Below are 19,473 nucleotides of genomic sequence, written 5' to 3'. Positions count from 1 at the left end.
AACGTGCACGAGTATTTCGCCGCCGTTTACGTGCGTGATATGAAGCGCGGACCTAATGAGGCCAACTTGTTCAGACAAGTGCTCCACCCAGATCGTCCCTGCGCGTACCCCTGGAGAGCCCCGTGACCCTCTTTCCGCCGAGAACCGCCGTCATCGGCGGCGCCCTCGCCGCCGCAGTACTCACCCTCAGCGCCTGTGGCGCGGCACCCGAGACCACGACCACCGACGACGGCGTCAACGCGGCCACCGCGACCTCGGCGAAGGACTTCGGCGGCATGGACCAACTGGTCGCCGCCGCCAAACGGGAGGGCAAGCTCAACGCGATCGCCCTGCCCCGCGACTGGGCCAACTACGGCGCGCTGATCGACGGCTTCGAGAAGAAGTACGGGATCAAGATCGAGGTCGAGAACCCGGACGGCGCCAGCCAGGACGAGATCAACGCCGTCACCTCCCGCAAGGGACAGGACCGCGCGCCCGACGTGCTCGACCTCGGCAGCTCCTTCGCCCTCAGCGCCGCCCAGCAGGGGCTGCTCGCGCCCTACAAGGTGGCCGCCTTCGCCGACATCCCCGAGGGCCAGAAGGACCCGAAGGGCCAGTGGTACAACGACTACGGCGGCTACATATCCATCGGGTGCGACGCCAAGCGGGTCAAGGAGTGCCCGGAGACCTTCGCCGACCTGCTGCAGCCGAAGTACAAGGGGCAGGTCGCCCTCAACGGCAACCCCACCAAGTCCGGTTCGGCCTTCGGCGGTGTCTGGGCGGCGTCACTCGCGAGCGGCGGTTCGTTCGACGACATCCAGCCCGGTCTCGACTTCTTCGCCAAGCTGAAGAAGAACGGCAACTACACGCCCGTCGAGTCGACCCCGGCGACCGTCGAGAAGGGCGAGACGCCCATCAGCATCGACTGGGACTACCTGAACGCCGGGTACGCCGACGAGTTCAAGTCCAAGGGCGTCGACTGGAAGGTCGTCGTCCCGGAGGACGGCAAGTTCTCGCAGTACTACTCCCAGGCCATCAACAAGGACGCCCCGCACCCGGCCACCGCCCGGCTCTGGCAGGAGTACCTCTACAGCGCCGAGGGCCAGAACCTGTGGCTCGCCGGCTACGCCCGTCCGGCCCTGATGCCCGCCATGGAGAAGGCCGGCACGCTGGACGAGAAGGCCGCCGCCAAGCTGCCGAAGGTGTCGGGCACCCCCGAGTTCCCGACCGAGGAGCAGCAGACCAAGGCCAAGGACGCGCTCGCGCAGGGCTGGGCCAAGGCGGTCTCCGGGTGACCGCCGTCGCCACCGGGGCCGACCCGGCGCTCGGGGCCGCCGCTTCCGTGAAGCGGCGGCCCCGCCGCGGCGGATGGCTCGCCGTGCTCCCGCTGCTGGCCTTCGTCGCGATCGCCTTCGGGCTGCCCGCCGTCGCCATGCTGAACGGCGCGTTCACCGTCAAGGACCCGGCCACGGGCGCCACCGCGTACACCACGGCGAACATGACGGCCTCCGTGCGGGGGGCCTACCTCACGGCCATGCTCGGCAGCGTGAAGCTGTCCGCCGTCGCGGCCGGGCTCGCCGCCGTCCTCGGGCTGCCGCTCGCGCAGGCCGTGGTGACCTCCCGCTTCCCTGCGCTGCGTGAGGCCGTGCTCACCGCCTCCGGAGTACTCGCCAACTTCGGCGGGGTCCCGCTCGCCTTCGCGTTCGTCGCCACCCTCGGCAACTCCGGGGTGCTGACCCGGCAGTTGGGCCTCACGGACAAGGGCTGGGACCTCTACAGCTTCTGGGGCCTGGTCATCGTCTACCTGTACTTCCTGATCCCGCTGATGGTCCTCACCATCACCCCCGCCCTCGACGGACTGCGCGTCCAGTGGCGGGAGGCCGCCCAGAACAACGGTGCCACCGGCCTCCAGTACTGGCTCCACGTGGCCCTGCCCGTTCTCGCGCCCTCGCTGCTCGGCGGGCTGGTCCTGCTCTTCGGCAGCGCCTTCGCCGCGTACGCCACCGCCGCGGCCATGGTGGGCAGCTCCATCCCGCTGGTCACGCTCCAGATCGCCGACGCCATCTCCGGCAACGTCCTCGTCGGCCAGGAGAACGTGGCGCTCGCCCTCAGCCTCGACATGGTCCTGATCGCCGGGCTGGTCATGGCCGTCTACCTGCCCCTGCAACGACGGAGCGCCCGATGGCTGGCCTGAACCCGGGGCGCCCGGCCGCGCGCCGCCCCGCCCTGTGGCGCCCGCTCGTCCTCGCCTGCGCCGGGCTGTACTTCCTCGTCCCGCTCGCCGCCTCAGTGATCTTCACGGTCGACGTGCCCGGCGAGGGCCTCACCTTCGACGCGTACACGCAGATCATCGGCACCGACGGCTTCGTCTCCAGCCTGCTGCTGTCGCTGGAGCTGGCCGCCGCGACCATCGCCGTCGTGCTGCTGCTGATGGTGCCCGCCATGGTCGCGCTGCGGCTCGGCGCCCCCAGGCTGCGGCCCGTCGTGGAGGTCGTGTGCTCCCTGCCGCTGGTGGTGCCGCCCATCGCGTTCGTCGCCGGCCTCGGCACCGTCCTCAAGTGGGGGCCCGAACACCTCTCCCGCACCCCGCTGTTCCAGACCTTCGTCGCGGTCCAGAACCCCGACTTCCCCGTGGTGCTGGTCCTCGCCTACGTGGTGATGGCGCTGCCCTTCGTGTACCGGGCCCTCGACGCCGGGCTGCGCGCCATGGACGTCCGCACCCTCGTGGAGGCCGCCCGCAGCTGCGGGGCGAGCTGGCCGCAGGCACTGGTGCGGGCCGTCCTGCCCAACCTGCGCGGGGCACTGCTCAACTCCGCCTTCCTCACCCTGGCGCTCGTGCTCGGCGAGTTCACCGTCGCCCAACTGCTCGGCTTCCGGCCGTTCGCCGTGTGGATCGTCAACGTCAGCGGCTCGCAGGCCCAGCTGTCCGTGGCCGTCTCGGTGCTCAGCCTCCTCGTCACCTGGGCCATGCTCCTCGCGCTCGCCTCCTTCGGCGGACGTACCCGAACCGCTTCCGCCTCCCGGGGATGAACCATGACCGTGCTTGAGAAGACCGCCACCGAAACCGCCGCCACCGTCGAGTTCCGGGGGCTGCGCCGGGAGTTCGGCGCCACCGTCGCCCTCGACGGCCTCGACCTGACCGTGCGCCCCGGCGAACTGCTCGCCCTCCTCGGCCCCTCCGGCTGCGGCAAGACCACCGCCCTGCGGATGCTCGCCGGCTTCGAACACCCCGACGCCGGCGAGGTGCTGGTCGACGGCGAGGACGTCACCCGCGTCCCGGCCCACCGGCGCGACGCCGGGATGGTCTTCCAGTCGTACAGCCTCTTCCCGCACCTCAGCGCCCTCGACAACGTGGCCTTCGGGCTGCGCATGCGCAAGGTGCGCACCGCCGAACGCCGGTCCCGCGCGGCCGAGTTGCTCGACCTCGTGGGCCTCGCCGACAAGGGCGCCCAATACCCCCACCAGCTCTCCGGCGGCCAGCAGCAGCGCGTCGCCCTCGCCCGCGCGCTCGCCCTGCGCCCCCGCGTGCTGCTGCTCGACGAACCGCTCTCCGCCCTCGACGCCAAGGTGCGGCTCACCCTCCGCGAGGAGATCCGCCGGCTCCAGCAGGAGCTGGGCATCACCACCCTCTTCGTGACCCACGACCAGGAGGAGGCCCTGTCCATGGCCGACCGGGTCGCCGTGATGCACGCCGGACGGCTCGAACAGTGCGCCACGCCGGTCGAGTTGTACGGCCGCCCGGCCACCGCCTTCGTCGCCGAGTTCGTCGGCACCATGAGCCGGATCCCCGGACGGCTGGACGGGACGACGGTCGAAGTACTGGGCCTGCGGCTGCCCGTCGACGGGACGGCGCCCACCACCCCCGAGGTCGACGTCCTCGTCCGGCCGGAGGCGGTCGCCGTACGGCCTGACGACACCGGTGACGCCCGCGTCGTCGCCACCGCGTTCCTCGGCGCCGCCACCCGCCTCACCGTACGGCTCGCCGACGGCACCGAGGTCAAGGCCGATCTGCCCACCCACGAGGCGGCGGCCCTCGGCGCCGGAAGCACCGTCACGGTGAGCCTCCCCGAACGGCCGGTGCTCGTCGCCGCGCGCCCCACCCGCTGAAACACGCGCTCCAACCGCTGAGACACGGCCGCCCGGCCCTCCCACGGCCGGGCTCCCGCCCCGACACCCCCACGGAAAGAGAGTCCCTTGTCCCGATCCGCGCTCCAGGCCGCCCTGTTCGACATGGACGGCACGCTCGTCGACACCGAGCGGCTGTGGTGGGACGCGGTGGCGGAGGTGGCCGCCGGCCTCGGGCGCGCGCTGACCGAGGCCGACCAGCCGGACGTCCTCGGCCGCCCCGTCGAGCACACCGCCGCCTGGCTCGCCGGCCGCACCGGCGCCGACCGGGACGCACTCGCCGCCGAGCTGCACCGGGAGTTCGCCGACCGCGTCCGCACCGGGACCGTGCCCCGCCCGGGCGCGCTGGAGCTGCTGCGGGCCCTGGCCCGTGAGGGCGTCCCCACCGCCCTGGTCACCGCGTCGCCGCGGGCCGTCGCCGACACCGTCCTCGACGTCCTCGGCCGCGACCTGTTCGCCGTCTCCGTCACCGCCGACGACACCGAGCACACCAAGCCCGCCCCCGACCCCTACCTCGCCGCCTGTCGCGCCCTCGGCGTCGACCCCGCCGCCTGCGTCGCCGTCGAGGACACCCGGACCGGGGTCACCTCGGCGGAGGCGGCGGGCTGCGTGGTCCTCGCCGTCCCCTCGCTCGCCCCCATCGAGGAGGCCCCCGGGCGGACCGTACGGGAGAGCCTCGCGGGCGTGACACCGGCGAGCCTGCGTCTGCTCGTCGCGCCCGACGGTCCCGCCCTGCGGGTGATGACCTGGAACCTCTGGTACGGCGGCACCAAGGTCCGCGACCACCGCGCCAAGCAGCTCAAGGTGATCACCGAGACCGGTGTCGACGTGGTCGGCCTCCAGGAGACGTACGGCACCGCCGCCCAGGAACTCGCCGAGGCCCTCGGCTGGCACCACCACCGGGCCGGCGACAACCTCGGCATCATCAGCCGCCACCCGATCACGGCCCGCCTCGGCGACCCCGACGTCGGCTTCTACGGGGCCGCCGGCGTCCGGATCAGGACCGACTCCGGTACCGAGGTGGACATCTGGACCGTCCACCTGGACTACACGCCGTACGGACCCTACGAGGCCGCCTTCGACGGGCTGCCGACCGCCGAGCTGATCGCCCACGAGCGGGTGCGGCTCGCCCAGCTGCGGGACTGTCTGCGCCGGATCGACGACACCGCGCCCGGCGCGCCCGGTGCGACCGCCGTGCCCGTCGTGCTCGTCGGCGACTTCAACAGCCCCTCGCACCTCGACCGGCCGGACGTCGACTGGCCGGTGACCAGGGCCGCCGAGGCGATCGGCCTGCGTGACTCCTACCGCGAGGCCCACCCCGACCCCGTACGGGAGCCGGGCCACACCTGGTCGCCGATCCACGCCGAACACGAGGACGGCAGCGGCCGGCCCGAGCCGCAGGACCGGATCGACTTCGTGCTGCACCGGGGCCTCGCCGTCCTCGACTCCCGCACCCATGTCAGCGGCACCCCCCGCCCCTGGCCGGACGTCGAGGACAACGACTGGCCGTCGGACCACGCCGCGGTGATCACCACGTTCGCGCTGGAGCCGGGCGCCCGCGAGTGATCCCCGATATCCCCTGGGCCGGACGGGGGCGGCCCGGCTAGCATCGGTGCCATGACCTGGCGACATTGATCCACCCGCCGTGCCTCCCGAGGACCGCCTCGGACGCCGTACCGACGACGTCCGATCCGCTCCTTCGGGAAGGCCTCATGACTCTCTCACCCGCGCGTGCGCCCGGTGTCGCGACCCGTGATGTCCGACGGCTCACGGCCACGCTGTACGGCTACGCGTTCCTCGACGACTTCGTGCTGCTCTACCCGGTGTACGCGCTGCTGTTCAGCGACACCGGACTGTCGATCTGGCAGATCTCCTCGCTGTTCGCCCTGTGGTCCGTCACCGGGATCGTGCTGGAGGTGCCGTCCGGTGCCTGGGCCGACGCCGTCTCCCGGCGTCTGCTGCTGTGGGTGGGGCCGCTGCTCACCGCCGCCGGCTTCGCCCTGTGGGTGATCGTCCCCTCGTACGGGGCCTTCGCCCTCGGCTTCGTCCTGTGGGGCGTGCGCGGCGCGCTCGGTTCCGGAGCCCTCGAAGCGCTGGTCTACGACGAACTCGAACGGCTGGGCGCGGCCGACCGGTACGCGCGGGTCGTCGGCCGGGCCCAGGCGGTCGGGATGGTCGCCGTGATGGCCGCGATGGGACTGGCCGGTCCGGTCCTCGACCTCGGCGGATACCCGGCCGTGGGCGCGGCGAGCGTCCTGGTCTGCGTGCTGACCTCGGTGATGGCCACACGGTTCCCCGAACACCGGGAGGCGGTGCCGGGGCCGAAGCACGCCTCCACCCTCGCCACCCTGCGGGCCGGGCTCACCGAGATCCGCCGGGACCGTTCCGTGTGGGGCGCGATGCTGCTCGTGCCGGCCGTCGGGGCGGTCTGGGGCGCGCTCGACGAGTACACGCCGCTGCTGGTCCGGGACACCGGCGTGGCCGAGCAGACGGTGCCGTATCTGCTGCTGGTCATCTGGGCGGGACCGGCGATCGGCAGCCTGCTGACCGGGGCGGGGGAGCGGATGGGCTCCGCCGGGCTGGGGGTGGTGCTGGCGGGCTCGGCGGTCGCGCTGGCCGTGGGGGCGCTGATGGGGACGCCGGCCGGGATCGGGCTCGTCGCCGTCGCCTTCGGGGGGTTCCAGCTGGTCAACGTGCTCGCCGACGCGCGGTTGCAGGACCGGATCGACGGGGCTCGGCGGGCGACGTTGACGTCCGTCGCGAGCATGGGGACGGAGACGGCGACGGTCGCCGTCTTCGCCGCGTACGCGGTGATCGGGGCGTCCTTCGCCCATGGGATCGCGTTCGCCGTGTTCGCGGTGCCGTATCTCGTGACGGCGGGTGTGTTGGTGGCGCGGAGGGGCGCGTAAGGGGGTGGGGCGCGGGGTTCGTGGGCGGCCGCGGGTCCGGTGTGGCTGGTCGCGCAGTTCCCCGCGCCCCTTGAGGGGCGCCTGGGGCGCCCCTCCTCAGGTGCGCAACGAATCGTTGTCGACCCCGTCCCGCGCGCAACGAATCCCCCATCGGTGCGCAATGGCCGCCGCTTGTCCCGTTCGGCGCGGCGGCCGTACCGTCTTTCTGGCCCCCGAATCCCCCTTTGTCCCGGTGAGGAACACGCATGCGTACCGCCCTGCTCCAGAGCTCCGGCCGCCCCGGCTCGGTCGTCGGCAGCCTGAAGGTGCTCGACGAGGCCGCAGGGCGGGCCGCCGAGGCCGGGGCGGGGCTGATGGTGGCGCCGGAGATGTTCCTGACGGGGTACGCGATCGGCGACGACATCGAGCGGCTCGCCGAGGCGGCCGACGGCGACTCGGCCGACGCGGTCGCGGAGATCGCCGGGCGCCACGGGATCGCGATCGTCTACGGGTACCCGGAGCGAACCGGCGAGGCGGTCCACAACTCGGCGCAGCTCGTCTCCGCCGACGGCGTCCGGCTGGCGAACTACCGCAAGACCCACCTCTTCGGCTGCTTCGAGCGCGACCACTTCATGCCGGGCGGGCGAAGCGTCGTCCAGGCAGACCTGGGCGGCCTCCGCGTCGGGATCATGATCTGCTACGATGTGGAGTTCCCCGAGAACGTCCGCGCCCACGCCCTCGCCGGCACCGATCTGCTCGTGGTGCCCACGGCCCAGATGCATCCGTTCCAGTTCGTCGCCGAGTCGATGATCCCGGTGCGGGCCTTCGAGAACCAGATGTACGTCGCGTACGTCAACCGGGTCGGCCGCGAAGGCGAGTTCGAGTTCGTCGGGCTCTCCACGCTGGCAGGGCCCGACGGGATCGCGCGCACCCGCGCCGGACGCGAGGAGGACCTCGTCCTCGCCGACGTCGACCCCGCTGTCGTCGTGGCCTCCCGCGAGGCCAACCCGTATCTCCGGGACCGTCGCCCCGGGCTCTACGGCTCCCTCGTCTGAGCCCCGCCCCACCCGAACCCCCGTTCCACCGCAAGGAGTCCGTACCCCATGACGTCCACCGTGCCCAACGCCGTCGAGCACGCAGACGAGCAGCAGCCGCCGATCACCATGTTCGGTCCGGACTTCCCTTACGCGTACGACGACTTCCTGGCCCACCCGGCCGGTCTGGGCCAGATCCCGGCCACCGAGCACGGGGCCGAGGTCGCGGTCATCGGTGGCGGGCTCTCCGGCATCGTGGCGGCGTACGAGCTGATGAAGATGGGGCTCAAGCCGGTCGTCTACGAGGCCGACCGGATCGGCGGGCGGCTGCGGACGGTCGGCTTCGAGGGGTGCGACCCCTCGCTCACCGCCGAGATGGGGGCGATGCGCTTCCCGCCGTCCTCCACGGCACTCCAGCACTACATCGACCTGGCGGGCCTGGAGACCCGGCCGTTCCCGAACCCCCTGGCGGAGGCGACGCCTTCGACCGTCGTCGACCTCAAGGGCGAGTCCCACTACGCCGAGACCGTCGACGACCTGCCGCAGGTCTACCGGGACGTGGCCGCCGCCTGGAAGGCGTGCCTCGAAGAGGGCGCCGACTTCTCCGACATGAACCGGGCGCTGCGCGAGCGGGACGTGCCGCGCATCCGGGAGATCTGGGCGAAGCTCGTCGAGCGGCTCGACAACCAGACCTTCTACGGCTTCCTCTGCGACTCCGAGGCCTTCAGGTCCTTCCGGCACCGCGAGATCTTCGGTCAGGTCGGCTTCGGCACCGGCGGCTGGGACACCGACTTCCCCAACTCCATCCTGGAGATCCTGCGTGTCGTCTACACCGAGGCCGACGACCACCACCGCGGCATCGTCGGCGGCAGCCAGCAACTCCCGCTGCGGCTCTGGGAACGCGAACCCGAGAAGATCGTGCACTGGCCGTACGGGACGTCCCTGAGGTCCCTGCACACGGAGGGGGAGCCGCGACCCGCCGTGACCCGGCTGCAGCGGACCGCCGGCAACCGGATCACCGTGACCGACGCGAACGGCGACATCCGGACGTACCGGGCGGCGGTCTTCACGGCCCAGTCCTGGATGCTGCTGTCGAAGATCGCCTGTGACGACTCGCTCTTCCCGATCGACCACTGGACGGCCATCGAGCGGACCCACTACATGGAGTCAAGCAAGCTCTTCGTGCCCGTCGACCGGCCGTTCTGGCTGGACAAGGACGAGGTCACCGGCCGGGACGTCATGTCGATGACGCTCACCGACCGCATGACGCGCGGGACCTATCTCCTCGACGACGGCCCGGACAAGCCCGCCGTCATCTGCCTCTCCTACACCTGGTGCGACGACAGCCTGAAGTGGCTGCCGCTGTCGGCGAACGAGCGGATGGAGGTCATGCTGAAGTCGCTCGGCGAGATCTACCCGAACGTCGACATCCGCAGCCACGTCATCGGCAACCCGGTGACCGTCTCCTGGGAGAACGAGCCGTACTTCATGGGCGCCTTCAAGGCGAACCTGCCCGGCCACTACCGCTACCAGCGGCGCCTGTTCACCCACTTCATGCAGGACCGGCTGCCCGACGACAAGCGGGGCATCTTCCTCGCCGGCGACGACATCTCCTGGACGGCCGGCTGGGCGGAGGGCGCGATCCAGACCGCGCTCAACGCGGTCTGGGGCGTCATGCACCACTTCGGCGGCGCCACGGACGCGACCAATCCCGGCCCGGGAGACCTCTACGACACGATCGCTCCCGTCGAACTCCCCGAGGACTAGGGCGGTTTCGAGGGGGACCCCCGGCCGCACGAGCCGGGGGTCAGCCGCGAGGACGGCAGTCGGCCCGCTCGGGCATCGGCGTCAGCAGCATGCGGCCCGCGAGGCCCACCGCCGCGTCCAGCCGGTGGGCGAACTCCTCGGCCAGATCGGGCAGCCCACGCAGCGCCCACAGCGCGCGGGCGGCCGACCAGCTGGCCTCACGGGCGCGTTCCAGGCTCCACGCGCCGAGCAGATGGGTCAGCGGATCGGCGATCTGGAGGAGATCCGGACCCGGCATCAACTCCTCGCGGATACGTTCCTCCAGCGACACGAGGACGTCGCCCACCTGCTCGAACTCGTCCTCCAGCTCGGCCGGTTCGCAGCCGAGCGTACGACAGGTGTCCACGACGGCCAGCGCGAGGTCGTGCCCGATGTGCGCGTTGATGCCGCAGAGGGCGAACTGCAGCGGCCGTACCCCGGGATGGCGCCGGAACTGCAGCAGCGGCCGCCAGCAGGCGGGGGCGTGGCCGCCCTCGGCGACCCGCAGATACCGCTCGGCGAAGAGCACGTCCAGGGTGATCGCGGCCTTGGCGTCCGGGAAGTGACCGCTGTCCAGACGCCGTCCGACGGCCTCCGTGACGGCGAGGTACACACCGTTGAAGACGGCGATCCCGTCCCGCTCGGGAAGGACCGCGTCCAGGGCCCGCATACGGGAGACGACCGTGTCCACCGCGTCGGCCCCGGCCGCCTCGTCCGCCCGGTCCACCGCCGCCACCACGTCCACCAGGGTGTCCGCCGAGTCCACGGAATTGGTGAATTGTTCCCACTGCGCCATAGGGGGCAGCGTCGCAGGCCTACGCTGACAGCGGTGCCGCCGTGCCCGGCGCGTCCCCGGAACGGGGTAACGCGGGCGCGGCGGGAAGTACCGGGAAACCGACGGAGCGCGGTCCCGGGAGCAGGGGGGAGCACCACGTGTCAGGCTTACGAGCCCAGCGGCTGGCCGCGCGCCGGGCCGAGCGCCGGCGGGCGGCGAGGCGCGGTGCCCTCATGGCCGCGGTGTCGCTCGTGGCCGTCGTCGGGACGATCACCGGCATGGTGGCGGCGATGGGCGGTGAGAGGGGCGCCGGCGAGGCCCGGCCGTTGACGAGCCCCCCGGGGGGCCGCCAGTCCGGCCCCTCCGCCTCTTCCGGCCCATCGGGCCCGATGGGAAAGGCCGGGCCCGCCCCGGACGGCTCCTCGTCACGGCGCACCTCGCCCTCCGCGTCGCCCTCCGACGCGCCCGGCCCCTCGGTGAAGGCCGGAGTGCGGCCCTCGGCCGAGCGGACCGACCGGCGGGCGGCACCCGGCACCGGCCCCGGCGAGCTGTACCGCCACCCCGACTCCCAGGTCCTCGACTGGGTCCGTGACCACCCCGGCGACCCGCGCGGCGCCGCCATCGAGTCCGGTATCGCCGACCGCCCCGCCGCCGTCTGGTTCACCGACCCCGACCCCGCCGCCGTCACCTCGCGGGTCGCGGCCGTCGCCGCCGGGGGCGCCGCGCGGGACGAGGTGCCGGTCCTCGTGGCGTATGCGATCCCCGACCGCGACTGCGGCGGTGCCTCCCAGGGCGGGGCGCCGAACCTGGACGCGTACGACGCCTGGATCGACGCGTTCGCCGCCGGGCTCGGCTCGGACGACGTCATCGTGATCCTGGAGCCGGACGCGATCGCCCAGTCCGACTGTCTCTCCGCCGCCGGCCGCGCCGACCGCTTCGCCTCGCTCGCCCGCGCGGGCCGGGTCGTCAAGGCGGCCGACCCCGCCGCCCGCGTCTACTACGACGCCGGGCACTCGGAGTGGAACGCCCCGCACCAGCAGGCGGCGCTCCTGCGCCAGGCGGGCGCCGCCGCCCCCGCCGGCTCGGACGGCGTCTTCAGCAACGTGTCGAACTTCAACAGCACGGAGGCGGAGATCGCCTACACCCGCCGGGTCCTCGACGCCCTCGGCGCTCCCGCCGGCCTCGGCGCCGTCATCGACACCAGCCGCAACGGCAACGGCGCCCCGGCCGACGGCGAGTGGTGCGACCCCGCCGGCCGAGGCCTGGGCCGCCCGCCCACCCTCAGCACCGGCGAGCCCCGCGTCCACGCCTACCTGTGGGTGAAACTGCCGGGCGAGTCCGACGGCTGCCGGGGGAGGGCGGGGTCGTTCTCACCGGCGTACGCCTACGAGCTGGCGCGGGGCTGAGCCAGGCGTCGCGGGCGGCCGGATCAGGCCTTCGGGCCGGGCAGCGTCACCTTCGGCCGGGACACCCGGGGGCGGTCGCGGTCACTGGTGCGCAGCACGCCCGCGAAGGCGACCAGGCCGCACGCCAGCACGGTCACCAGGCCGAACGAGACGACCAGGCTGGTCAGTTGGGCCAGCCCGCCGATCGCGCTCGGCGCCACGAGCCCGGAGGTGTACGTGATGGTCGCGACCCCCGCGATGGCCAGGCTGGGGTTGGGCCCGCTGCGGCCGGCGGCGGCGAAGCAGAGCGGTACGACGACCGCGATGCCGAGGCCCATCAGGGCGAACCCGGTCATCGCGACCGCCGGCGCGTTCGCGACGACGATGAGGACGCCGCCGACCGCGGCCAGCACACCGCTGGCCCGGACGGTGCGGACCGAGCCGAAGCGGTTGACCACCGCGTCGCCCGCCAGCCGGGCCACCGCCATGGTCAGCATGAACCCGGTGGTGCACGCCGCGGCGAGCCCGGCCGAGGTCTCCAACTGGTCCCGCAGATAGACCGCCGACCAGTCCAGGGCCGCCCCCTCCGCGAACACCGCGCAGAACCCGACCGCGCCGATCAGCAGGGCCGACCTCGGCGGCAGCGCGAACCGGGGCGGCGGCTCCTCGTCCTCGGTGGGCCGCAGATCCAGCACCCACCGGCAGACGATCAGCCCGAGGGCGGTGAGCACGGCCGCCGCGAGCGCGTGGTGCAGCCGTGCGTCGGACCCGAGGTGCGCGGCGAGGGTGCCGGCGGCCGAGCCGACGAGGGCGCCCGCGCTCCACATGCCGTGCAGACCCGACATGATCGACTTGCCGAGGCGGCTCTCGACCTCGACGCCGAGCGCGTTCATGGCGACGTCCGCCATGCCCGCCGACGCGCCGTACACGAACAGCGCGAGGCAGAGCGTCCAGAGGTTCGGCGAGAGGGCGGGCAGGACCAGCGCGAGCGTCCACAGCGAGAGCAGGCCGCGCAGCGCGGTACGGGCGCCGAACCGGTGACTGATCCGGCCCGCGAGCGGCATCGCCAGCGAGGCCCCGATCGCGGGGAAGGCCAGGGCGAGTCCCAGTTGGCCCGCGCTGACCCCCGCGTGGTCCTGGATCCACGGCACGCGGGTCGCGAACGAGCCGGTGACGGCGCCGTGCACCGCGAACACGGCCGCCACGGCGTACCGCGCCCGCCTCACCTCGCGCTGCTCGTAGAACACCGCACTCATTCTCCGCCTCCCTGAATCCTCAACCGCCCCCGCTCCCGACCCTCCGGGTGGCCCCGATGCCCTCGGCCCAACCAACTCCGTAGCGCTGACGTAAACTATCAGGAACCCTGCCTGATAGATAGGGAGCGGGGTGGGGAGCAGGCGCCCCGGGGTCAACCGCCCCCCCGGCGCCGCCTATCTGGGAGGATCCCGCCATGCCCGCATCACCCAGCACCGCCCGAGCCATCAACGACCGGCTCGCCCTGCGGCTGCTGCAACAGGAAGGGCCCCTGACGGCAGGGCAGTTGAAGCAGCTCACCGGTCTGTCCCGGCCCAGCGTCGCCGACCTCGTGGAGCGCCTCACGGCCGCCGGGCTGATCGAGGTCGTGGGGGAGTCGGGGGAGCAGCGGCGCGGGCCCAACGCCCGCGTCCACGGCATCGTCGCCGACCGCGCCCACCTCGCCGCCCTCGACGTGCGCACCGAGGGGGTCTCGGTCGTGGTGGCCGACCTCATCGGTACGGAGCTGGCGCGGGCGTCCGTCCCGATCGCGGACGACGCCGGCACGGGTCCCGCGGTGGAACAGGCCGTCGCGCTGGTGGAGCGGACCGCCAAGGAGGCGGGCGCCGACCGGCTGCACACGGTGGCGATCGGCGCCCCCGGCCTGATCGACCCGGCCACCGGCGAACTCCGCGACTCCAGCGGCCTCCCCGCGTGGCATCGCCGTCTGGTCGCCGCCCTCGGCGAACGGCTCCCCGCCCGCGTCCTCGTCGAGAACGAGACCAACCTCGCCGCGCTCGCCGAACAGCGCGACGGCGCCGCCCGCGACCGCGACACCTTCGTCCTCCTCTGGCTCGGCCTCGGCACCGGCGCCGCCGTGGTCCTCGACGGCCACCTCCGGCGCGGTGCCTCCGGAGGCACCGGGGAGATCGGCTTCCTCCCCGTCCCGGGCACGGCCACGGTCCCCTCCGCCGTCGACTGCGAGGGCGGCTTCCACTCCCTCGGCGGCGCGGCGGCGGTGGTCGCCCTGGCCACCGCGCACGGCCTCACGGCCGAGGCGGCGGCGCACGAGCCGTACGCGGCGGCACTCGTGCGCGCGACGGCGACCGCCCTGGCGACGCACGGCGCGGCGGCCTCGTCGCCGCCTGCCCCCCACGCCGCCTTCCTCGACGCCCTCGCCGACCGCGTGGCCATCGGCGTGGCCTCGGTCGTCGCCGTGCTCGACCCCGGCTGTGTGGTGCTCGGCGGCGAGGTCGGCCGGGCCGGCGGTGACCAACTCGCCGGCAGGGTGGGGAGGCGGCTGGAGGCGATGTCGCCGTTGCCGACCGAGGTGCGGGCCAGTGGCCTCGGCGGGAGCGCCGTCCTGCGCGGCGCGCTGCTCATGGCCCGGGAGGCGGCCCAGGACGACCTGTTCGGCTCGCCCGCGCGGTAGCCCGGGCACCCCTCGCCCTCACCCCTTGCCCGGCGCCGCCCCGAACCGCTGCTCCAGGTACTGCGCGAACGTCACCTTGCCCACGGCGTGCGTCGGCGCGAGATGGCCGCCGGCGCGGAAGCCCCGGTAGGCCCTGCCGAACAGCGGGACGTTCACGAGCGGGCGGCGGCGGCCGGTGGCCGACAGGTAGGCGCGGGCCAGCCCGGGGAAGCCGAGGACCTCCGGGCCGCCCAGGTCGTCGACGCGGCCGGCGGGGGCGCCCGCCGCCAGCTCCGCCAGCCGGTCCGCGACCTCGGTGACGGCGACGGGCTGGTCGCTCACCCCTGCGGGGAGCATCATGACCGGCGGCTTGGAGAGACTCTGGAAGAGCAGCACGACCAGGTCGTGGAACTGGGTCGCGCGCAGGATCGTCCAGCCCAGCCTGGACCCCTCGACCAGCCGCTCGACCGCCAGCTTGGACCGGTAGTAGCCGAGCGGCACCCGGTCCACCCCGACGATCGAGATGTAGACGAGATGGCGCACCCCGGCCCGCCGCGCCGCCGAGATCAGGTGCTCCGCCGCCTTCTCGTCGCCCCCGCGCGGCGACGTCGCGCAGTGCACGATCGTGTCCACCCCCGCCACGGCCGCGTCCAGCCCGCTCCCGCCCGCGACGAGGTCGACGGCGTACGGCTGGGCGTGCCGGCTGAGGACCCGTACGTCGTGTCCGGCCGCCCGCAGCCGCTCGGTGAGGGGGCGCCCGAGGACGCCGGTGCCTCCGGTCACCAGGATCGTGGTCATGCTGTTTCCCTCGCGTCGGCGAGCGGCGCCACCCCGCGTGGCTGCCGTCCCGCGACCTCCAGCCTGCGTGTCGCGGCCCCGGTCGGCAGGGCGGGGGACCCGGCGGCGGGGCAAGGGCCGTCGTCACCGCCGCCGGGCCGTTCGAGGCGGGTACCGCGACCGCAGACTTTAAAAGGACTAGACCAAGCAGGTCAATGGGTCGCGGGGCCCACGAGTGGGGCCGTTGTGACGGAAGTTGACCCTTGGTCAGTGATAGCCGAAACCCGTCGGTGCCCGCCGGAGAAGTCCAGAGATGCCTCCTGTGAGCCACCCCACAGCCCTCACCCGCATGGGTGCCTACCCGGCGTGGCACACTGGCCATGTACCAGAAGCAGCGCACTCCGGGGTCGGTGAAAGTCCGAACCGGCGGTTACAGTCCGCGACCCGGTCGCTTCCAGCGGCCGGTTGACCAGGTGAAATTCCTGGACCGACGGTTAAAGTCCGGATGGGAGGCAGTGCGCGGCGGGCGGGCATTCGTGCGCGCCGCCGTCTGTTTTTGGCCTACCTCACCAGGGGTGGGTCTTCAACGCGGCGTCGCCCTGTGCCGCGGTCCGCTCTGTCTGTCGTCTTCGACAGCCCCGGAGTCCGTGCCCTACGAGGCAGGAGGACCCGGGAAGTGTTCACCGGAATCGTCGAAGAGCTGGGTGAGGTCACCGCCGTCGAGAATCTCGGCGACTCCTCCCGCTTCCGTCTGCGCGGCGCCGTCGTCACCGAGGGCGCGAAGCACGGCGACTCCATCGCCGTGAACGGTGTCTGTCTCACGGTCGTGGAGCACGGGGACGACTGGTTCACCGCCGACGTCATGGCGGAGACCCTCGAACGCTCCAGCCTCGGCGCCCTCGGCGTCGGCTCCCGCGTCAACCTCGAACGCCCGATGGCCGTCGGCGATCGCCTCGGCGGGCACATCGTGCAGGGCCACGTCGACGGCACGGGCCAGGTCATCGAGCGCAAGCCCTCCGAGAACTGGGAGATCGTCAAGATCTCGCTCCCGGCGGACCTCACCCGGTACGTCGTCGAGAAGGGCTCCATCACCGTCGACGGCATCAGCCTCACCGTCGTCGACGCGGGCCCCGACTACTTCACGGTGAGCCTCATCCCGACCACGCTCGACCTGACCACGCTCGGCCGCAAGCAGCCCGGCGACCCGGTCAACCTGGAGGTCGACGTCATCGCCAAGTACGTCGAGCGCCTGCTGGGCAGCCAGGGCGGCGCGAACACCCAGGGAGCGGGACGGTGAACTCCCTGAACACCGTCGCCTTCACGGCCTTCGGCCAGCAGATCCTCTGGTCGGACATGATCGGCAACGTCCTCGGGCTGATCGCCCTCGCCCTCGGCGCGATCCGCTCCCTCTGGAACTGGCCCGTGCAGTTCCTCTCCGGCCTCGTCCTCTTCGGCGCCTTCGTCGGCCACCTCACCGGCAGCGCCGGCAAGCAGGTCATCGTCATGGCCGTCGCCGCGTACGGCTGGTGGCAGTGGAACCGCACGAAGGGACGGTCCGCGGACGGCGCCATCACCCCCCGCTTCGCCACCTGGCGCGAGCGCGGCTACCTGATCGCCGGCGCCGTGCTCGGCACCCTCGCCGTCGGCGGCCTCTTCACCGCCTTCCCGACCCTGTCCTGGGACCCCTGGCCGGACGCGTACATCTTCACCGGCACCATCGTCGCCATGTACGCCCAGGCGCGCGGCATGGTCGAGTTCTGGTTCGCCTGGCTGCTCGTGGACCTCGTCGGCGTCCCCCTCAACTTCGCCAACGGTTACGCGTTCTCCGGATTCGTCTACATCATCTACGGCGCGCTCGTCCTGTGGGGCATGCGCGACTGGTGGCTGCGCTCGCGCAAGCCCGCTCTGGAAGGAGCCCCGGCATGACCACGGCGCCGATCCTCTACAGCACCGACGACATCGAGGACTTCGGGCTCGACCCGGTCGAGCAGGCCATCGCCGACATCGCGGCGGGCCGCCCCGTCGTGGTCGTCGACGACGAGAACCGCGAGAACGAGGGCGACCTCGTCATCGCCGCCGAGAAGGCCACCCCCGAGATCATCGCCTTCATGATGAGCGAGTGCCGGGGCATGATCTGCGCCCCCATGGAGGCGGACGAGCTGGACCGGCTCGAACTGCCGCAGATGGTGCAGCAGAACACCGAGTCCATGCGCACCGCCTTCACCGTCACCGTCGACGCGGGCCCCCGGCACGGCGTCACCACCGGCATCTCCGCCTCCGACCGCGCCACCACCCTCCAGCTGCTGGCGAGCGGCACCGCCGAGCCCGGCGACTTCGTCCGCCCCGGCCACATCTTCCCGCTGCGCGCCCGCTCCGGCGGGGTGCTCGTGCGCGACGGCCACACCGAGGCCGCCGTCGACCTCGCCCGCCTCGCGGGCCTGCGCCCGGCCGGCGCGATCGTCGAGATCGCCGGCGAGGACGGCCGTATGCTGCGCCTGCCCGAGCTGATCCCGTTCGCCCGCAAGCACGGCCTGACGATCATCTCCATCGAGGACCTGATCGCCTACCGCCGCAGCTCCGAGCCCACCGTCCGGCGCGAGGCGAAGACCCAACTCCCCACCGCCTTCGGTGACTTCACGGCCTACGGCTACCGCTCCACCGTCGACGGCGTCGAACACGTCGCCCTCGTCCACGGCGAGATCGGCGACGGCGAGGACGTCCTGGTCCGCGTCCACTCCGAGTGCCTCACCGGCGACATCTTCCACTCGCTGCGCTGCGACTGCGGCCCCCAGCTGGAGACCTCCCTCGAACGCATCGCCACCGAGGGCCGGGGCGTCGTCGTCTATCTGCGCGGCCACGAGGGCCGCGGCATCGGACTGCTGTCCAAGCTGCGCGCGTACGAACTCCAGGAGCTCGGCCGCGACACCCTCGACGCCAACCTGGAGCTGGGCCTGCCCGCCGACGCCCGGGACTACGGGGCCGGGGCGCAGATCCTGCGGGACCTGGGCGTGCGCAGCCTGCGCCTGATGACCAACAACCCCGAGAAGACCGACGCCCTCGTCCGGCACGGCCTCGACGTCACCGACCGCGAGCCGATGCCCGTCCGCGCGGGCGAGCACAACCTCCGCTACCTGCGCACCAAGCGGGACCGGATGGGCCACGACCTGCCCTGGCTGGACGCGACCACCACGTCCACCTGCGGTAATCAGTAACCCGGCAATCGACCGGCACGACCGCCCGTACGGCACCTCGTACGGGATCCAGAACCAAGGAGCAACGTGAGCGGCAAGGGCGCACCCGAACTGTCCGTACGCAACTGCGGCGACCTGCGCGTCGCGGTCATCGCGGCCCAGTGGCACGAGAAGGTGATGGACGGCCTCGTCGAAGGCGCCCTGCGCGCCCTGCGGGACCTGGGCATCACCGAGCCGACCCTGCTGCGGGTGCCCGGCAGCTGGGAACTCCCCGTCGTCGCCAAGGTCCTGGCCGGCCGCGGCTACGACGCGATCGTCGCCCTCGGCGTCGTCATCCGCGGCGGCACCCCCCACTTCGAGTACGTGTGCCAGGGCGTCACCCAGGGCCTGACCCAGGTCTCCGTCGACACCGGCGTCCCCGTCGGCATGGGCGTACTGACCTGCGACACCGAGGAGCAGGCCCTGGACCGCGCCGGTATCGAGGGCTCGAACGAGGACAAGGGCCACGAGGCGGTGACGGCGGCGGTGGCGACCGCGGCCACCCTCCGCTCAGTATCTGAACCCTGGCGCTGAGACACGGCCGGTTGCGCGTAGGCTGACCTCACCATGTCCAAGAAGACGTTCGAGGAGCTCTTCACCGAGCTCCAGCACAAGGCCGCCCAGGGCGACCCCGCCACTTCCCGCACCGCAGAACTGGTCGAGAAGGGCGTCCATGCCATCGGCAAGAAGGTCGTCGAAGAGGCCGCCGAGGTCTGGATGGCCGCCGAGTACGAGGGCAAGGAAGCCGCCGCCGAGGAGATCTCGCAGCTGCTGTACCACGTCCAGGTGATGATGGTCGCCCGCGGTATCTCCCTGGACGACGTGTACGCCCACCTGTAAGCCAGCCCGTC

The 19,473-nt window shown here is 72.7% G+C and carries 18 protein-coding genes and 1 riboswitch; of the genes, 15 read left to right on the top strand and 3 right to left on the bottom strand.

Going from position 1 to position 19,473, the window contains the following annotated elements; translation table 11 throughout:
• Positions 1 to 122 precede the first annotated feature (122 nt).
• From HW837_RS28795 to HW837_RS28760, 8 genes are all read left to right on the top strand, one after another.
• Positions 123 to 1,274, top strand: a complete 1,152-nt coding sequence (locus HW837_RS28795; RefSeq protein WP_045557269.1) for an ABC transporter substrate-binding protein — start codon at positions 123 to 125, stop codon at positions 1,272 to 1,274.
• Complete coding sequence (locus tag HW837_RS28790) at positions 1,271 to 2,173, top strand: ABC transporter permease (RefSeq protein ID WP_045557270.1); 903 nt, start codon at positions 1,271 to 1,273, stop codon at positions 2,171 to 2,173. The genes HW837_RS28795 and HW837_RS28790 overlap by 4 nt, the downstream gene beginning before the upstream one ends.
• Positions 2,161 to 3,009: an ABC transporter permease gene (locus tag HW837_RS28785; protein ID WP_093789347.1), complete on the top strand. Its 849-nt coding sequence runs from the start codon at positions 2,161 to 2,163 to the stop codon at positions 3,007 to 3,009. Before HW837_RS28790 ends, HW837_RS28785 begins: the two co-directional genes overlap by 13 nt.
• Positions 3,010 to 3,012: 3 nt before the next feature.
• Positions 3,013 to 4,086 carry an ABC transporter ATP-binding protein gene (locus HW837_RS28780; RefSeq protein WP_045557272.1) on the top strand — a complete coding sequence of 358 codons (1,074 nt, stop codon included), beginning with the start codon at positions 3,013 to 3,015 and terminating at the stop codon, positions 4,084 to 4,086.
• Positions 4,087 to 4,173: 87 nt separating this feature from the next.
• A complete protein-coding gene (locus tag HW837_RS28775) occupies positions 4,174 to 5,670 on the top strand; it encodes an HAD-IA family hydrolase (protein WP_193380491.1) in 1,497 nt (498 codons plus the stop codon).
• Between the two features lie 146 nt (positions 5,671 to 5,816).
• Complete coding sequence (locus tag HW837_RS28770; protein ID WP_093789345.1) at positions 5,817 to 7,013, top strand: MFS transporter; 1,197 nt, start codon at positions 5,817 to 5,819, stop codon at positions 7,011 to 7,013.
• A gap of 245 nt (positions 7,014 to 7,258) precedes the next feature.
• On the top strand, positions 7,259 to 8,047 hold the full coding sequence (locus HW837_RS28765) for a carbon-nitrogen hydrolase family protein (RefSeq protein ID WP_193380492.1): 789 nt from the start codon (positions 7,259 to 7,261) through the stop codon (positions 8,045 to 8,047).
• A 48-nt stretch (positions 8,048 to 8,095) separates the two neighbouring features.
• Positions 8,096 to 9,793, top strand: a complete 1,698-nt coding sequence (locus HW837_RS28760; RefSeq protein ID WP_045557276.1) for a flavin monoamine oxidase family protein — start codon at positions 8,096 to 8,098, stop codon at positions 9,791 to 9,793.
• A 40-nt stretch (positions 9,794 to 9,833) separates the two neighbouring features.
• Here HW837_RS28760 and HW837_RS28755 read toward each other — a convergent pair whose 3' ends face one another.
• Positions 9,834 to 10,607: a DUF5995 family protein gene (locus HW837_RS28755; protein ID WP_093789344.1), complete on the bottom strand. Its 774-nt coding sequence runs from the start codon at positions 10,605 to 10,607 to the stop codon at positions 9,834 to 9,836.
• 137 nt (positions 10,608 to 10,744) lie between these two features.
• Here HW837_RS28755 and HW837_RS28750 point away from each other — a divergent pair, with 137 nt between their 5' ends.
• Positions 10,745 to 11,992 (top strand): glycoside hydrolase family 6 protein, encoded by a 1,248-nt coding sequence (locus HW837_RS28750; protein WP_371271411.1) that lies wholly within the window; start codon positions 10,745 to 10,747, stop codon positions 11,990 to 11,992.
• Positions 11,993 to 12,015: 23 nt separating this feature from the next.
• On the opposite strand, the gene HW837_RS28745 is transcribed toward HW837_RS28750, so the two are convergent.
• Complete coding sequence (locus tag HW837_RS28745; protein ID WP_045557278.1) at positions 12,016 to 13,227, bottom strand: MFS transporter; 1,212 nt, start codon at positions 13,225 to 13,227, stop codon at positions 12,016 to 12,018.
• Positions 13,228 to 13,421: 194 nt separating this feature from the next.
• Here HW837_RS28745 and HW837_RS28740 point away from each other — a divergent pair, with 194 nt between their 5' ends.
• Positions 13,422 to 14,636 (top strand): ROK family transcriptional regulator, encoded by a 1,215-nt coding sequence (locus HW837_RS28740; RefSeq protein WP_193380493.1) that lies wholly within the window; start codon positions 13,422 to 13,424, stop codon positions 14,634 to 14,636.
• A gap of 18 nt (positions 14,637 to 14,654) precedes the next feature.
• Here HW837_RS28740 and HW837_RS28735 read toward each other — a convergent pair whose 3' ends face one another.
• The gene (locus tag HW837_RS28735; RefSeq protein ID WP_045557280.1) at positions 14,655 to 15,413 is read right to left on the bottom strand and encodes an SDR family oxidoreductase; all 759 of its coding nucleotides are present in this window, start codon (positions 15,411 to 15,413) and stop codon (positions 14,655 to 14,657) included.
• A gap of 371 nt (positions 15,414 to 15,784) precedes the next feature.
• Positions 15,785 to 15,915: riboswitch (FMN riboswitch) on the top strand.
• Positions 15,916 to 16,068: 153 nt separating this feature from the next.
• Between HW837_RS28735 and HW837_RS28730 the strand changes: the two genes are divergently transcribed.
• The 5 genes from HW837_RS28730 to HW837_RS28710 all read left to right on the top strand — a co-directional run bounded on the left by HW837_RS28730 (position 16,069) and on the right by HW837_RS28710 (position 19,462).
• The gene (locus HW837_RS28730; protein WP_045557281.1) at positions 16,069 to 16,689 is read left to right on the top strand and encodes a riboflavin synthase; all 621 of its coding nucleotides are present in this window, start codon (positions 16,069 to 16,071) and stop codon (positions 16,687 to 16,689) included.
• On the top strand, positions 16,686 to 17,318 hold the full coding sequence (locus HW837_RS28725) for a nicotinamide mononucleotide transporter family protein (RefSeq protein WP_193380494.1): 633 nt from the start codon (positions 16,686 to 16,688) through the stop codon (positions 17,316 to 17,318). The genes HW837_RS28730 and HW837_RS28725 overlap by 4 nt, the downstream gene beginning before the upstream one ends.
• Positions 17,315 to 18,604 carry a bifunctional 3,4-dihydroxy-2-butanone-4-phosphate synthase/GTP cyclohydrolase II gene (locus tag HW837_RS28720; RefSeq protein WP_045557283.1) on the top strand — a complete coding sequence of 430 codons (1,290 nt, stop codon included), beginning with the start codon at positions 17,315 to 17,317 and terminating at the stop codon, positions 18,602 to 18,604. Before HW837_RS28725 ends, HW837_RS28720 begins: the two co-directional genes overlap by 4 nt.
• Positions 18,605 to 18,670: 66 nt before the next feature.
• Entirely contained in the window at positions 18,671 to 19,156 is a 486-nt protein-coding gene (ribH, locus tag HW837_RS28715) for a 6,7-dimethyl-8-ribityllumazine synthase (RefSeq protein ID WP_045557284.1), read from the top strand.
• Positions 19,157 to 19,189: 33 nt separating this feature from the next.
• Positions 19,190 to 19,462, top strand: coding sequence for a phosphoribosyl-ATP diphosphatase (locus tag HW837_RS28710; RefSeq protein ID WP_003988914.1), 273 nt, complete (start codon positions 19,190 to 19,192; stop codon positions 19,460 to 19,462).
• Positions 19,463 to 19,473 lie beyond the last annotated feature (11 nt).

Origin of the sequence: Streptomyces caniscabiei, from assembly GCF_014930365.1 — a bacterium.
GTDB classification, from domain to species: domain Bacteria; phylum Actinomycetota; class Actinomycetes; order Streptomycetales; family Streptomycetaceae; genus Streptomyces; species Streptomyces caniscabiei.
Note: the sequence above shows the minus strand (reverse complement) of the source record. Positions and strands in the feature narration are given on the sequence as shown.